Source organism: Streptomyces sp. Y309, from assembly GCF_056712025.1.
In genome coordinates, this window is the sequence record NZ_CM160048.1 from 9,072,630 (window position 1) to 9,086,508 (window position 13,879).

Genomic DNA, 13,879 nt, shown 5'->3' on the forward strand with positions numbered 1-13,879 from the left:
GCCTGCTGGTAGGCCCCGCTTTCTCAACCCCCCTGATTTCGCAACCCCTGAGGAGACACCGTTGACCATTGCCGAAGCCGAGCCCACCGCAGCACCGGTTCCCTCCCAGTCCACGTACCAGAGCCGTGTCGCGGACTACTGGAACGCAGAGGAGAACCCGGTCAACCTCGAACTCGGGAAGATCGACGACTTCTACCACCACCACTACGGCGTCGGCGAGGTCGACTGGTCCGTACTCGACCCCGCGGAGTCTCCGGACCCCGCGGCCCTCGCCGACCACCCCGGCCCCGCCGAGCGGCAGGACCGCATCACCGCCGAACTCCACCGCCTGGAACAGGCCCAGGCCGACCTGCTCGCGTCCCACCTGGGCCCCCTGTCACCCGCGGACCGCGTCTTCGACGCGGGCTGCGGCCGGGGCGGCGGCTCGGTCGTGGCGCACCTTCGGTACGGCTGCCACGCCGACGGCGTCACCATCTCCCGGAAACAGGCCGACTTCGCCGCCGAACAGGCCCGCAAGCGGCACATCGACGACAAGGTGCGCTACCACCACCTGGACATGCTCGACACCGGCTTTCCCGCCGGCGCGTACGCGGCGTCGTGGAACAACGAGTCCACCATGTACGTCGAGTTGGACCTGCTGTTCGCCGAGCACGCCCGGCTGCTGCGCCGCGGCGGCCGATACGTGACGATCACCGGCTGCTACAACGACACCTACGGCCGGGCCTCCCGCGAGGTGTCCCTCATCAACGCCCACTACATCTGCGACATCCATCCGCGCTCGGAGTACTTCCGGGCCATGGCCCGCCACCGGCTCGTACCGGTGCACGTCGAGGACCTGACCGCCGCCGCCATGCCCTACTGGCAGTTGCGCAAGCAGGCCGACCACCTGGTGACGGGCATCGAGGAAACGTTCCTGGCCGCCTATGGGAACGGCAGCTTCCAGTACCTGCTGATCGCGGCGGACCGGGTCTGAGGGGCCCGCCCGCCGGGTCCCCTCTCCGCCGTCGGGTCCCGGCGCCCGTGGGCCACCGCTCAGGGGCGCCGGAGGCCGAGTCCGGGCAGAAAGCGCCGGAACCCGAGCACCCGCACTCCGGGAACCTCGTTGATGACCGCCATCGGCCCGCCGTCCTCGACGTCGATGTGGCCCTCGAACATCCGCTGGTGCGCCTCCTCCGAGGCCCACTCGCTGTAATTGACGACCTTGAGGCCGTCCTGCCGGATGTGGAAGTGGGAGGCTAGGCCGCCGCCGTCGACACCGGGCGGCTGCTCACCTCCGTAGTGGTCGACGATGGTGTCGACGAGCCTTCGCGCGGTCGCGTCCCCGTCGGTGTCGAAGGCGACGCGCACCACAACCCCCGGCGTCACACCGCGCGTTCCCGCCGCGGCCTTCATGCTGCGGTACAGCCGGTAGACGTCTGGGCCTGCCGCGTCCACGCCGATGCCCGCCTGGACGGCGCCTACCCGCTCCTGGTTGGCCTGGTCCTGCGCGAAGGCGCGGTGGGCCTCGGCGCTCGTCCACTGGGCGTAGTCGAGGATCGTCCTGCCGTCCGTCCCGGTGAAGAAGGCATGCGCCAGGAAGCCTTCCGGCGCCGGGTGCCGCTTCCATGCCTCGAAGGCGCCCTGGATGACGGCTCGTTGACGTGCGGAGTCGCCCACGTCCCATTCGCCCATGAGCACATGGCGGGCGTCGCCCCGCAGGATGTCGGGCAGCGGATCGGTGACCAGATCTTGATGGGACGTCATGCGTCGACTCCTTGCGTGTTCGTCATGCGCGGCTGCGGCCGGGGCCGGGCCAGCGCCTTGTCGGCGGCATCGAGGATGCTGCGGAAGCTGCCGGTGATCATCGGCCGTACGAGGTGCCGGGTGAGGAAGGGACCGACCAGCGGGGCAGCCATTTCGGCGCGGGTGGTCCAGTTCACCAGGGTGCCGCCGTCGACCTCGGTGAACGTCATGCGGCCGAGCTCGTGCCTGGACGGCGGCATGCTGCGCTCGACGGCGTACTCGGTGACGTACGGCGGTTCGTAGCGGGTGATGCGCTCGCGGAGCCAGCCGATCATCCAGAGGTGACTGCGTACCGCTCCGACGCCGTAGGGCGCGCCCTCGCCGCGCCGGGTCAGGCGGCAGCGCAGCACCAGGGGCGAGCGCGTGTAGTTGGTCGTCGTGGTGAGCCAGGCGAACACCTCGTCGATCGGGGCGGCGATGACGCGCTGAACGGTCATGGTTTCCATGGCTGTTGTTCTCCTCTGTCGAGTGCCCGCACCGCGTCGGCGCGGTGCAGCTTGTCCGGGTTGCGCACGCCGTACAGGCCGCTGACGCGTCCGTCGTGGATCTCGAACGCCACCAGCCAGTCGAGCGCGCCGTCGGTGACGAAGCGCGCCGCGGGCATGCCGTTGTACGTGGCGGGCTCGACCCGGGTCCGTTCCGTGGTGGTGCGGAGTACGCCGAGGACGAAGCGGGCCACGCCGTCGGCGCCGGTGACCGGCTTGCGGGCGGCGACGACCTTGCCGCCGCCGTCGGAGATCGCCACCACATCGGGTGCCAACAGGTCCATCAGGGCCTGCACCTCGCCGGTCTCCGCCGCGCGCAGGAACCGCTGGACGACCTCCCGCTTGGCGTCGGAGCCGGGCTCGAAGCGGCGCCGCCGCGCCTGTACGTGCCGCCGTGCGCGGTGGGCGATCTGCCGGACGGTGACCTCGGCCTTGCCGATCGAGTCGGCGATCTCGCCATGGGTGTAGCCGAACACGTCGTGCAGCACGAACACGGCGCGCTCGCTCGGGCTCAGCGTCTCCAGGACGAGCATCATGGCCATCGACACCGACTCGGCCAGGATCACGTCCTCGCCGGCCTCGGGCGCGGTGCGGATCGGCTCGGGAAGCCACGTACCGACGTACTCCTCGCGCCGCGCCCTGACCGTGCGCAGATGATTGAGCGCCTGCCGGGTCACCACGCGCACCAGGTAGGCGCGCGGATGCTCGACCGTGCCCGGATCGACCGCGCTCCACCGCAGATAGCTCTCCTGCAGCACGTCCTCGGCGTCGGCCGCGCTGCCCAGCATCTCGTAGGCGATGGTGAACAGCAGCGGACGGTGTTCGGTGAAGGCGTCCTCAGCCATGGCCCGCGCTCACCTCCGCGACGAGCATGCGATCACGTCCCTGCATCACCACTCCCGGCTCTCCTTTTCCGTCTGTTGATCATCGAGACACCCCGCACCGGCAAACCGTGACAGCCCACCGGCGTGATTCAGTTCACAACTCCGTTGAGGCGCTGACCTGCGTAGGGGAGAGTCCGTCGGCCCCGCCGCCGCCTTCGCCTTCGCCTTCGACGAGCCCAACCACCAGGCAGGCGTGTACCGCGGCGTGCTGCTGCGCCGCTGGCCGCGCCCGTCCCCGGACGCGGCACGCGCCGTCCTCGTATCCGAGCGGTACGCCGACATCGAGGTCCACGACTGGGAATTCGGCGGACGGCGGCGACCTCACACGCGGTTCACATAGCGCAACGCAGCGTGTTCAGGATTCTCTCGATCACCCCCGCAGAACCCGGAAGCCACTCTGTCCGGCGTTCCAAGAGGTAGATTTGGTGGAACGAGTCCCCTCAGGGAGGCCGATTCGATGCCGTGGTTCGTATGGCTGCTTGCTGCCGCGGCGCTTGGTGTCGCGGAGTTTTTCACCCTGACGCTGGTCTTCGGGCTGCTGGCGGGCGCCGCATTGGTCGCCGCCGTGGTCGCTGGTCTGGGTGTCGGCGTTCTCGGCCAGCTCGTGGCCCTCGCGGCGGCAGCGGCAGCGGGCCTCGTCATCGTCCGTCCAGTCGCGCTGCGGCATATGGCACAGCCACCCCTCTCGCACGAGGGCAGCGACGCACTGATCGGCAAGCGGGCCGAGGTCATGCAGGAGGTCACCGCGACCCACGGCCTGATCAAACTCTCCGGCGAAGAATGGTCTGCCCGCGCCCTTGACGAAAGCCATGTGATCCCGGTGGGAGCGCTGGTCGATGTGATGGAGATCGATGGCGCCACGGCCATCGTCTACCCCCGCGAACTCCTTCCATGATCGGCTGACACACAGAGCAGCCGACACAGAGAGCAATTGGAGGAAGTGTGGATCCGGTTGCCATCCTGATTCTTGTGGCGGCGATCATTGTCGTCTTCTTCGTCGCCTCCACCGTGCGGATCGTCCCGCAGGCGCGCCGCTACAACATCGAGCGGTTCGGCCGATATCGCCGGACGCTGCAACCCGGCCTGAACTTCGTCCTGCCGGTGGCGGACCGCGTCAACACCAAACTCGACGTGCGCGAGCAGGTCTATTCGTCCCAGCCCAAGCCGGTGATCACCGAGGACAACCTCGTGGTGAACATCGACACCGTGCTCTACTACCAGATCACCGACCCGCGGGCGGCGGCCTACGAGGTCGCCGATTTCCTCCAGGCGATCGATCAGCTCACCGTGACCACGCTGCGGAACGTCATCGGCAGCATGGACCTGGAGGAGACGCTCACCTCACGCGAGGAGATCAACACCCGGCTCCGCACCGTCCTCGACGACGCCACCGGCAAGTGGGGCATCCGGGTCAACCGCGTCGAGATCAAGGCCATCGATCCGCCGAACACCATCAAAGAGGCGATGGAGAAGCAGATGCGGGCCGAGCGCGACAAGCGCGCGGCCATCCTGCACGCCGAAGGGGAGCGGCAAGCCAAGATCCTCACCGCGGAAGGCACGAAGCAGAAGGACATCCTGGAGGCACAGGGCACGCAACAAGCCATGATCTTGCGGGCGGACGGCGAGGCAAAGGCGGTGGAGCGCGTCTTCCAGGCCGTCCACCGCAACAATGCCGACCCGAAGATCCTGGCGTACAAGTACCTCGAGACGCTCCCGCACCTGGCGAAGAGCGACAACAACACGTTCTGGGTGATCCCGGGAGAGCTGACCGAGGCAGTGCGCACCGTCACCAGCGCGTTCGGCGATCGCTCGGCGATGGGCCTGCCCAAATCCGCGCAATCCGAGGAAGCAGCCACTGCCGACGCCGACGACACGTCGGACGAAGGCGGGACTCCGGAGCTTGAGGCAGGCTCGACGTTGTCACGCGACACCGACGAGGCCGCGAAGCAGGCCGCCGCCGCGGTGAGCGAGGCCAAGGCCGAGGCCGAGGCCGCGAGGGCGCCCCAGGTGCCGGGCCGGGGGCAGCCGTCCGGCGATTGAGCCACGCGCCCCTCCCGTTCTCACGCGAGCAGGAATGTCCCCTTTCGCCCCGGGCAGGGGCGAGAGCGGAAGCAAGATCCGACGTGAGATCGGGCAGGAGGCGCGCGTGACCGGTCCGGCGGTTTCGCTGTGGGAGGTGGGCGGCGGTCAGGGGCCACGGCAGCTGTCCGAACTCGGGCTGGCTCTGCTGCTGTCGAGCCTGATCGGGTGGGAACGCGCGGCGCAGCAGAAGAGTGCGGGCCTGCGCACGCACACCCTCGTGGGCATCGCCGCCGCGCTGATGATGGAGGTCTCCCAGCACGGTTTCACCCACGTCCTCGGCCTGGAGAACGTGTCGTTCGACCCCTCCCGCGTGGCGGCGCAGATCGTCTCCGGGATCGGGTTCATCGGCGGTGGCCTCATCTTCGTACGCCGGGACGCCGTCCGTGGTCTGACGACCGCGGCGACGATCTGGCTCACCTGCGCGGTGGGCATGGCCTGCGGCGGCGGTCTGCCCGTCCTCGCCGTGGTGGCCACCGCCCTGCACTTCATCGTCGTACGCGGCTATCCGCTGCTCTCCGGACGACTGCTGCCAGGAGCGACGGGCTCCGCTTTCGAGCTGCGCATGACGTACCGCACGGGCACCGCGCTCCTGCCCCTGCTGATGCAGACATGCACCCGCCGCGGGTTCCGCATCCTGCAGGTCAAGGTCGACCGGCTGCCCGGCAGAACCGACTCCGCGGCCCGCGTCCTGCTCGAACTGGAAGGGGCCGCCGACAGCGCCGAGTTGACCGCCGAGCTGTTCGAGAACGCGGGCGTGATCGACGTGGAGATGACCGCTGCCGCAGAGGACGAATAGCCCGGAGGTCGCGCACCGGACCGGTCGGCGTCGACTTTGGTTACCCGGGCGAGAACCGATGGCTGATGATCCGGCCCGGGCCCGACCCCGACTCTGGGAACGTCCGTTGGTGGCTGTGGGAGTGGGAGTACCCGATGCGGAACGAAGCGATGACGCGAGCGAGTTTCCTGGCCGGGGCGGCGGCGGTCGGCGCCGGCGCGCTGGTGGGCACGGCGCTCACCGGGGAGGCGGCCGCCAGGACGCGCCCTGTCGGCGAACGGACGGGGCCCCGGCGCGGTCTCGTCCACCGGGGCGTGATGTACGAGTGCGCGGACGGGGAGACGCCGCACACGGGATGGAACCGCACCCGGATGCGATCCGACCTGCGCGCCATCAAGGACGAGCTGCACGCGAACTCCGTCGTGGCCTACGGCACCGGCGTCGAGCGGCTGACCGCCACGGCCACGCAGGCGGCCGAGAACGGGCTGCACGTCTGGCTCCAGCCACGCCTCGCCGACCTCCCCGAACGCCAGATCCTGGACCACTTGGCCGAGACCGGCAGGCAGGCTGAGCGGCTGCGCCGCCAGGGCGCGCGGGTCTACCTGAGCGTCGGGTGCGAATTCATCCTCTTCGTACCCGGCATCGTCCCCGGGGAGAACGCGCTCGAGCGGGTCGAGAACATGAAGAAGGGAAACTGGGACCCGAAGGAGGCACAGCGGAAGCTCGACCGGTTCATCGGCCTGGCCGCCAAGACGAGCCGCCGGGTGTTCCACGGGAAGGTGACGTACGGCTCCGCGCACGGAGATCAGGTCGACTGGGACCTCTTCGACCTCGTCAGCGTCAACTACTACTCCTACTTCGCCGATCCCCGCGGCTACGTCAAGGAGCTCGGCCCGTACCGCAAGTGGGGCAAGCCCGTCGCCATCACGGAGTGCGGCACCTGCACCTTCGAAGGCGCACCCGAAGCCGGCGGCATGGGCTGGGACATCGTCGACTACACCAAGCCCGAGCCGGAGATCCGCCGCGGCGTGAAGCGCAGCGAACACACCCAGGCCCAGTACCTGACGCAGGTCCTGAACGTGTACGAGCTGATGAACCTGCACGCGGCGATGGTGTACCAGTTCGTCACCCCGGACGCGCCGCACCGCCGCGAACGCCGCTACGACCTCGACATCGCGAGCTACAGCCTCACCAAGGCGATCTGGAAGACGGAGAACGACCCGACGCCGCGGTGGCACTGGGAGCCGAAGGAGTCGTTCCACGCCGTGTCACGGCACTTCGCCCGGGCCGGCGGCCGCGAGGACCGTTCCTGGGCGCCTCAGCGGTAGTCCAGGGTGTCTCAGCGGTAGCCGGGGTTCTCTCAGCGGTAGTCCGGGTTCTCGAAGTCGAATCGGCAGCCCGCGTCCCAGGCCGCGCGCTGGTTGCCGTACGCCGGGAAGCCGCCCGCGTCCTTGAGGAGGCGGGCGAGGTGCAGCAGATTCCAGGTCATGAAGGTCGTGTTGCGGTTGGTGAAGTCGTTCTCGGGGCCGCCCGAGCCCGCCTCGAGATAGGACGGGCCGGGGCCCGCCTCGCCGATCCAGCCCGCGTCGGCCTGGGGCGGGACGGCGTAGCCCAGGTGCTGGAGGCTGTAGAGGACGTTCATGGCGCAGTGCTTGACGCCGTCCTCGTTCCCCGTGATGAGGCACCCGCCGACACGGCCGTAATAGGCGTACTGACCACGGTCGTTGAGGAGACCGGAACAGCTGTAGAGACGCTCGACGACCCGCTTCATGACCGAGCTGTTGTCACCCAGCGAGATCGGCCCGGACAGGACGAGGATGTCGGCGTCCATGACCCGCGGATAGAGCACGGGCCACTCGTCGCTCGCGGCGCCGTGTTCGGTCATGTCCGGCCAGACCCCCGGAGCGAGGTCGTGGTCGACCGCACGGATCTCGTGCACCCGGACACCGTGCTTACGCATGATCGCCGCACTGATGTCGATCAGCCCCTGGGTGTTGCTGACCTGGGGGGACGGCTTGAGCGTGCAGTTGATGAAGAGCGCGCTCAGGTCGTCGTAGCGGGCCGGTGGAGCGGAGGCTTGCTCGGCGGCGGCTGCCATGTCGGTCTCCTCGGTGACGGCTTCTGCTCCCCAGCCGAGCACGTCGCCGGGGCGCCCGCAGCCTCTTCGGGCATCCAGGTGACACCGGCTGCGCGGGCACTCCGGAGGGTGTGCCGGGAAGGGCGTGGTGCAAGGCGCACGAGCGTGCGTGGCGCGGATGGCGTGAAGAGGCGGGTGAGCAGCATTGGGGGGTTGGAGGGCACCGGTGCGCTTTGCCACGATGCGAGCGGTCGGCCCGGATCCGCGTCCCGCGGCTGCGGGCCCGGCGGGGCACCCCGCGGTGCCCGGTCACCTCTGCGCACACGCAACCCCCAGGAACCGCTCCTGGGGCCGGCCGCAAAGGAGACGAACCATGCCTCACCTCTCGCGTCGCGACATGCTGCGCGTCGGCACCACGACCGCCACCGCCGTCGGCCTCGCCGCGCTGGGCACGTCCCGGGCGCAGGCCGCGCCGCCCGGTCCTCGCCCGCGCCCCGGCACGAAAGACTGCCAGGAGTTCGACGAGATCTACCGGGGACGGCACATCGTGGGCCGCTGTACGCACGCAGACGGCCACCGGCACAGCGGCGCCGCGACGGGCGTGCGCGTGTTCATCGACGGTGAAGAGCTGCACCTGATGGGCAACGCGGACGGCTCCTACGTCAGCGTCGTCAACCACTTCGAACCCTTGCGTTCCCCGCTCGCCGTCGCCCGCGTGGCCGTGGACGGCCTGGCCGGGGCCGACCTCGTACCGATCCCCGCCTGAGGGGACCGGCTCACGCGCGACCGTTCTCCGTGAGGAGCCGCCATGGGAATCCGCAAGAACCAAGCCGCGCTCACCGCACAAGAGAAGCGCGCATTCGTCGATGCCGTACTCGCACTCAAAGACAGCGGCCGCTACAACGACTACGTCACCACGCACAACACCTTCGTCATGAGGGACGTCGACAGCGCAGCTCGCGCCGCCCACCGCTGTCCGTCCTTCCTGCCCTGGCACCGCAAGTTTCTCCTGGACTTCGAACGGGCCCTGCAGGCGGTCGATCCGTCGGTGAACCTGCCGTACTGGGACTGGACCGTCGACAGCTCCCCGAGCGCCTCACTGTGGCGTGAGGACTTCTTCGGAGGCGACGGCCGCAGCGGTGACCGCCAGGTCACCACGGGAGCCTTCGCCTTCGGCAACGGCAACTGGGCGCTGGATGTGATCACCGATACGCGCCGGTTCCTGAGCCGGGCCATGGGCGCCCGGGGCATACGCCTGCCGAGCCGCGCCGAGGTGGACTCGGTGCTCGACATGCCCACGTATGACGCGGCCCCGTGGAACAGCACCGCACCCGGCTTCCGCAACAACCTGGAGGGCTGGCGCGGCATCAACCTTCACAACCGCGTCCACGTCTGGGTCGGCGGGCACATGGCCCAGGGTGTGTCCCCCAACGACCCGGTGTTCTGGCTGCACCACTGCTTCGTGGACAAGCTGTGGGTTCAATGGCAGGAGCGCCACGGCCGGAGCTACGTCCCGACCACCAGAACACCCGGGGTGGTCAGCATCGACGAGGTCATGCGTCCGTGGAACGACACCACACCGCGTGACATGCTCGACCACCGCCCCTACTACACGTACGACAGGTAGCGACGGGCAGCGCCCTGCGGGCCACGTGAAAGTGGCCCGCAGGGCGCTGAGTTCACCGGTTGGCCACGCCGTTGCCGGACAGCAGCGGGATGTCCTCGACGAGGTGCGACAGCGGTTCGTCGCCCTTGCTCTGCGTGGAGTTCTCGGCGCACTGCTGGTTCTGCGGGGCCGAGAGGATCGGGATGTCCTGTACGGCGATGTTGAGGAGGCCGACCAAGGAGCCGACGTTCGCCTTGACGGGGATGCCGAGGCAGAGCTTGTTCAACGAGCCCTGGACGGCGGTCGCCTGCGCGCTCATGTTCCCGTGCGTAGAGCTGTTGCCGAACGCCTGCGCGGCGCCGTTGCCGCTGGCGCTGGTGGTGTTGTCGTCGTCGCCGATGGCGGTCGCGGTCCCGGTGGCCCCGGCAAGGGCGAGGGCGGCGAGGCCGAGAGCGTAGGGGAAGGTACGGATGTGCATGTCACTCCAGTGCAGAACTTTTGGTCGAGGACATGAACCAGTACATCCGCCAATGCCCTGTTTCCAAGCATATTCGCCCATTGGCAGAGTGTCGCGTAGCGAAGCTGACGGCAGTCGTCCCCCTGCACGGATCAGTCCTGATCGGCGATCAGGGGTGACACCGGCCGCTCGAAGAAGGTCTCGAGGACCACGGTCGCCTGCGTCCCGCTGACCCCGTCGATCGCGTACAACCGCCGCAGCACGTCCTGCAGTTGCTCGGTGGTCGCGGTCCTGACCTTCACCAGCACCGAGGCGCTGCCGGCGACGATGTGCGCCTCCAGGATCTCGGGGAGCGCGGCGAAGCTCTCGGCGGCGTCGCCCATCCAGGAGGTCGAGTCGACCATCACATAGGCCAGCACGCCGCCGCCGACGGCCGCCGGGTCCACGTCGGCCGCGGTGCGCCGGATCACGCCGCGCTCACGCAGTTTCCGTACGCGTTCATGAGCGGCGCCGGCGGAGAGGCCCACGGCCCGGCCCAGCGCGGCGTAGGACTCGGTGGCGTCCTGCTGGAGCCGGGTCAGCAGAGCACGGTCGACGTGATCCATTGCATTCCATTCGGTGAAGACTTGTGATGACCATACTGCATCTTGGGATCTATGATCTCCACTGAAGAAGCTTCGGCCGACCGTGGAAGGGGGAGGCGCCATGAACAGCGAGCGCCCCGCGTTGTACGAGATGTTCGACGACCGGTTCCGAACCGGGCGGTGCATGAACGGCGATGACGGCCTCGAGGTCCTGTACACCGGCTGCCGCTGGGCCGAGGGGCCCGTCTATGTGCCCGCCTGGCGGCAGGTGATCTGGAGCGACATCCCCAACGACCGCATGCTGCGGTGGGACGAGGAGACCGGCGCGGTGAGCGTCTTCCGCCGGTCCGCCGGGCACACCAACGGCAACACCCTCGACCGCGAAGGCCGCCTGATCACCTGTGAGCAGGGCGATCGCCGGGTGACCCGGACCGAGCACGACGGCACGGTCACGGTGCTCGCCGACCGCTGGCAGGGCAAGCGGCTGAACAGTCCGAACGACGCCACGGTGAAGTCCGACGGCTCGATCTGGTTCTCCGACCCGGACTTCGGCATCACCAGCGACTACGAGGGCTATCGCGCACAGAGCGAGATCGGCTCCAACAACGTCTACCGCGTCGATCCCGGCACGGGCGACGTGCGGCTGGTCGCCGACTGCTTCGGCGCTCCGAACGGCCTGGTCTTCTCGGCGGACGAGCGGCGGCTGTTCGTCTCCGACACCCGGGCGGGCTTCATCCGCGTCTTCGACGTACGTGAGGACGGCACGCTGTCGGACGGCGAGATCTTCGCCGCGGCCACCACCCGCGAGGCCGCCCGCTTCGACAACCTCCGCTTCGACGACGCCGGCCGGCTCTGGGCCGCCGCGATGGACGACGGCGTGCACTGCTACGACCCCGACGGCACCCTGATCGGGCGGCTGAACGTCCCCGAGGCGGTCGCCAACATCTCCTGGGGCGGCGCCAAGCGCAACCGCCTCTTCATCACGGCGCAGACCAGCCTCTACTCGGTGGTCATGGGCGTCACCGGCACACACCCGAGCGGACCGGGTCGCCGGCCGTGGCTGGACGTGGAGTCCCTGTGAACTTCTGGTCGATGTATCAGCACGGCTTCGCGCGCGTCGCCGCGTGCACCGGCCCCACCACCATCGCCGACCCGCACGCCAACGCCGAAGTGGTCCTGCGGCAAGGTCGCCGGTGCGCGGGGGAGGGGGTCGCCGTCGCCGTCTTCCCCGAACTCGGCCTGACCGGCTACTCGATCGAGGACCTGCTGCTGCAGGACGCCGTGCTCGACCAGGTCGAGGAGGCGCTCAGGACCGTGGTGGCCGGGTCCGCCGACCTGCTGCCCGTGCTGGTCGTCGGCGCCCCGCTGCGCCATCGCCACCGGATCTACAACTGCGCGGTGATCGTGCACCGCGGCCGGATTCTCGGGGTCGCGCCCAAGTCGTACGTGCCCAACTACCGGGAGCTGTACGAGCGGCGGCAGATCGCCGCGGGCGACGACGAGCGCGGCGGGACGATCCGGATCGACGGTGTGGGCGTGCCGTTCGGGACGGATCTGCTCTTCGCGGCGGAGGACGTTCCCGGCCTCGTCCTGCACGCGGAGATCTGCGAGGACATGTGGGTTCCGGTGCCGCCGAGCGCGGAGGCGGCACTGGCGGGCGCGACCGTCCTCGTCAACCTCTCGGGCAGCCCGATCACCGTCGGCCGGGCCGAGGACCGGCGGCTGCTGTGCCGCTCGGCGTCGGCGCGCTGCCTCGCCGCGTACGTCTACGCGGCCGCGGGCCAGGGCGAGTCGACCACCGACCTGTCCTGGGACGGGCAGACCATGATCTACGAGAACGGTGCGCTGCTTGCCGAGACCGAGCGGTTCCCGCAGGGCGACCGGCACGCGGTCGCCGACGTGGACCTCGACCTGCTGCGCCAGGAGCGGCAGCGGATGGGCACGTTCGACGACAACCGCCGCGCGCACGCCGCGCGGACCGGCGGCTTCCGGCAGGTGCCGTTCCGGCTCGACCCGCCGACGGCCGACCTCGGGCTGCGCCGCCCGGTCGAGCGCTTTCCGTTCGTGCCCGCCGACGCCGACCGTCTTGCCCAGGACTGCTACGAGGCGTACCACATCCAAGTCGCCGGACTGCGGCAGCGGTTGGCGGCGATCGGCGAACCGAAGGTGGTCATCGGGGTGTCCGGCGGCCTCGACTCCACGCACGCGCTGATCGTCGCCGCCCGCGCGATGGACCGCGCGGGCCGGCCGCGCGGCGACATCCTGGCCTTCACCCTGCCCGGCTTCGCCACCAGCGACCACACCAAGGGCAACGCCCACAAGCTGATGCGCGCGCTCGGCGTCACCGCGACCGAGCTGGACATCACGCCGACCGCGCGGCTCATGCTGCGGGAGCTGGGCCACCCGTTCGCGTCCGGCGAGCCGGTGTACGACGTCACCTTCGAGAACGTGCAGGCCGGGCTCCGCACCGACTACCTGTTCCGCCTCGCCAACCAGCGCGGCGGCATCGTGCTCGGCACCGGCGACCTGTCGGAGCTGGCGCTCGGCTGGTGCACCTACGGCGTGGGCGACCAGATGAGCCACTACAACGTCAACTCCGGCGTGCCGAAGACCCTGATCCAGCATCTGATCCGCTGGGTCATCCGCAGCGGCCAGTTCGACGAGGAGACGGGCGCGACGCTCACCGCGATCCTCGACACCGAGATCACCCCGGAGCTGGTGCCGGGGGAGGAGACGCAGTCCACCGAATCCACGATCGGCCCTTACGCGCTCCACGACTTCACCCTCCACCACGTGCTGCGCCACGGCTTCCGGCCGTCGAAGATCGCCTTCCTCGCCTGGCACGCGTGGCACGACCGGGAGGCGGGCACCTGGCCGCCCAACTTCCCCGATCCCAAGCGGATGGCGTACGACCTGCCGGAGATCCGGCACTGGCTGGAGGTCTTCTGCCGCCGCTTCTTCGCCTTCGCGCAGTTCAAGCGCTCGGCCATGCCGAACGGGCCGAAGGTGTCGGCCGGCGGTTCCCTCTCGCCGCGCGGTGACTGGCGCGCGCCGTCCGACGGCACGGCGGAGGCCTGGCTGCGGGACCTGGCCCGCTGCGACGACGCGGCGGCCGGACGGTAGCCGGGGCGTGCCCGGGACCTGGGC

The 13,879-nt window shown here is 69.6% G+C and carries 15 protein-coding genes and 1 pseudogene; 10 read left to right on the forward strand and 6 right to left on the reverse strand.

Translation table 11 applies throughout. The features are described 5' to 3' along the window. Positions 1 to 61: 61 nt before the first annotated feature. Positions 62 to 973, forward strand: a complete 912-nt coding sequence (locus AC0KTA_RS38135; protein WP_481052771.1) for a geranyl diphosphate 2-C-methyltransferase — start codon at positions 62 to 64, stop codon at positions 971 to 973. A gap of 59 nt (positions 974 to 1,032) precedes the next feature. Here the strand turns inward: AC0KTA_RS38135 and AC0KTA_RS38140 are convergent, their stop codons facing one another. Genes AC0KTA_RS38140 through AC0KTA_RS38150 form a run of 3 tightly spaced genes read right to left on the reverse strand, consistent with a single transcriptional unit; the run spans position 1,033 to position 3,112 of the window. Then, positions 1,033 to 1,743 carry a hypothetical protein gene (locus AC0KTA_RS38140; protein ID WP_481052772.1) on the reverse strand — a complete coding sequence of 237 codons (711 nt, stop codon included), beginning with the start codon at positions 1,741 to 1,743 and terminating at the stop codon, positions 1,033 to 1,035. Continuing rightward, entirely contained in the window at positions 1,740 to 2,228 is a 489-nt protein-coding gene (locus AC0KTA_RS38145; protein ID WP_481052773.1) for an SRPBCC family protein, read from the reverse strand. Before AC0KTA_RS38145 ends, AC0KTA_RS38140 begins: the two co-directional genes overlap by 4 nt. Further along, positions 2,216 to 3,112 (reverse strand): RNA polymerase sigma-70 factor, encoded by an 897-nt coding sequence (locus tag AC0KTA_RS38150; protein ID WP_481052774.1) that lies wholly within the window; start codon positions 3,110 to 3,112, stop codon positions 2,216 to 2,218. Before AC0KTA_RS38150 ends, AC0KTA_RS38145 begins: the two co-directional genes overlap by 13 nt. Positions 3,113 to 3,293: 181 nt before the next feature. Here AC0KTA_RS38150 and AC0KTA_RS38155 point away from each other — a divergent pair. From AC0KTA_RS38155 to AC0KTA_RS38175, 5 genes and pseudogenes are all read left to right on the forward strand, one after another. Then, a pseudogene (locus AC0KTA_RS38155) lies at positions 3,294 to 3,491 on the forward strand (hypothetical protein); the annotation flags it as partial. A 117-nt stretch (positions 3,492 to 3,608) separates the two neighbouring features. Further along, a complete protein-coding gene (locus tag AC0KTA_RS38160) occupies positions 3,609 to 4,046 on the forward strand; it encodes an NfeD family protein (protein WP_481052775.1) in 438 nt (145 codons plus the stop codon). Between the two features lie 47 nt (positions 4,047 to 4,093). Continuing rightward, positions 4,094 to 5,191: an SPFH domain-containing protein gene (locus AC0KTA_RS38165; RefSeq protein WP_481052776.1), complete on the forward strand. Its 1,098-nt coding sequence runs from the start codon at positions 4,094 to 4,096 to the stop codon at positions 5,189 to 5,191. 106 nt (positions 5,192 to 5,297) lie between these two features. After that, complete coding sequence (locus tag AC0KTA_RS38170) at positions 5,298 to 6,029, forward strand: MgtC/SapB family protein (protein ID WP_481052777.1); 732 nt, start codon at positions 5,298 to 5,300, stop codon at positions 6,027 to 6,029. A gap of 149 nt (positions 6,030 to 6,178) precedes the next feature. Continuing rightward, on the forward strand, positions 6,179 to 7,336 hold the full coding sequence (locus AC0KTA_RS38175; protein WP_481052778.1) for an abortive phage infection protein: 1,158 nt from the start codon (positions 6,179 to 6,181) through the stop codon (positions 7,334 to 7,336). A 32-nt stretch (positions 7,337 to 7,368) separates the two neighbouring features. Here the strand turns inward: AC0KTA_RS38175 and AC0KTA_RS38180 are convergent, their stop codons facing one another. Then, entirely contained in the window at positions 7,369 to 8,106 is a 738-nt protein-coding gene (locus tag AC0KTA_RS38180; RefSeq protein ID WP_481052779.1) for a flavodoxin family protein, read from the reverse strand. Positions 8,107 to 8,458: 352 nt separating this feature from the next. On the opposite strand from AC0KTA_RS38180, the gene melC1 reads away from it, so the two are divergent. Both melC1 and melC2 read left to right on the forward strand, forming a co-directional pair. Further along, positions 8,459 to 8,851, forward strand: coding sequence for an apotyrosinase chaperone MelC1 (melC1, locus tag AC0KTA_RS38185; RefSeq protein ID WP_481052780.1), 393 nt, complete (start codon positions 8,459 to 8,461; stop codon positions 8,849 to 8,851). Positions 8,852 to 8,893: 42 nt separating this feature from the next. Further along, positions 8,894 to 9,712 (forward strand): tyrosinase MelC2, encoded by an 819-nt coding sequence (gene melC2 / locus AC0KTA_RS38190; protein ID WP_481052781.1) that lies wholly within the window; start codon positions 8,894 to 8,896, stop codon positions 9,710 to 9,712. A gap of 52 nt (positions 9,713 to 9,764) precedes the next feature. Here the strand turns inward: melC2 and AC0KTA_RS38195 are convergent, their stop codons facing one another. Together AC0KTA_RS38195 and AC0KTA_RS38200 are read right to left on the reverse strand one after the other, a co-directional pair. Continuing rightward, positions 9,765 to 10,169 (reverse strand): rodlin, encoded by a 405-nt coding sequence (locus tag AC0KTA_RS38195; RefSeq protein WP_481052782.1) that lies wholly within the window; start codon positions 10,167 to 10,169, stop codon positions 9,765 to 9,767. 131 nt (positions 10,170 to 10,300) lie between these two features. Next, on the reverse strand, positions 10,301 to 10,753 hold the full coding sequence (locus AC0KTA_RS38200; protein ID WP_481052783.1) for an Lrp/AsnC family transcriptional regulator: 453 nt from the start codon (positions 10,751 to 10,753) through the stop codon (positions 10,301 to 10,303). A gap of 100 nt (positions 10,754 to 10,853) precedes the next feature. Between AC0KTA_RS38200 and AC0KTA_RS38205 the strand changes: the two genes are divergently transcribed. Further along, positions 10,854 to 11,813 carry an SMP-30/gluconolactonase/LRE family protein gene (locus AC0KTA_RS38205; protein WP_481052784.1) on the forward strand — a complete coding sequence of 320 codons (960 nt, stop codon included), beginning with the start codon at positions 10,854 to 10,856 and terminating at the stop codon, positions 11,811 to 11,813. Next, a complete protein-coding gene (locus tag AC0KTA_RS38210; protein WP_481052785.1) occupies positions 11,810 to 13,855 on the forward strand; it encodes an NAD(+) synthase in 2,046 nt (681 codons plus the stop codon). Before AC0KTA_RS38205 ends, AC0KTA_RS38210 begins: the two co-directional genes overlap by 4 nt. The last annotated feature ends 24 nt before the right edge of the window (positions 13,856 to 13,879 follow it).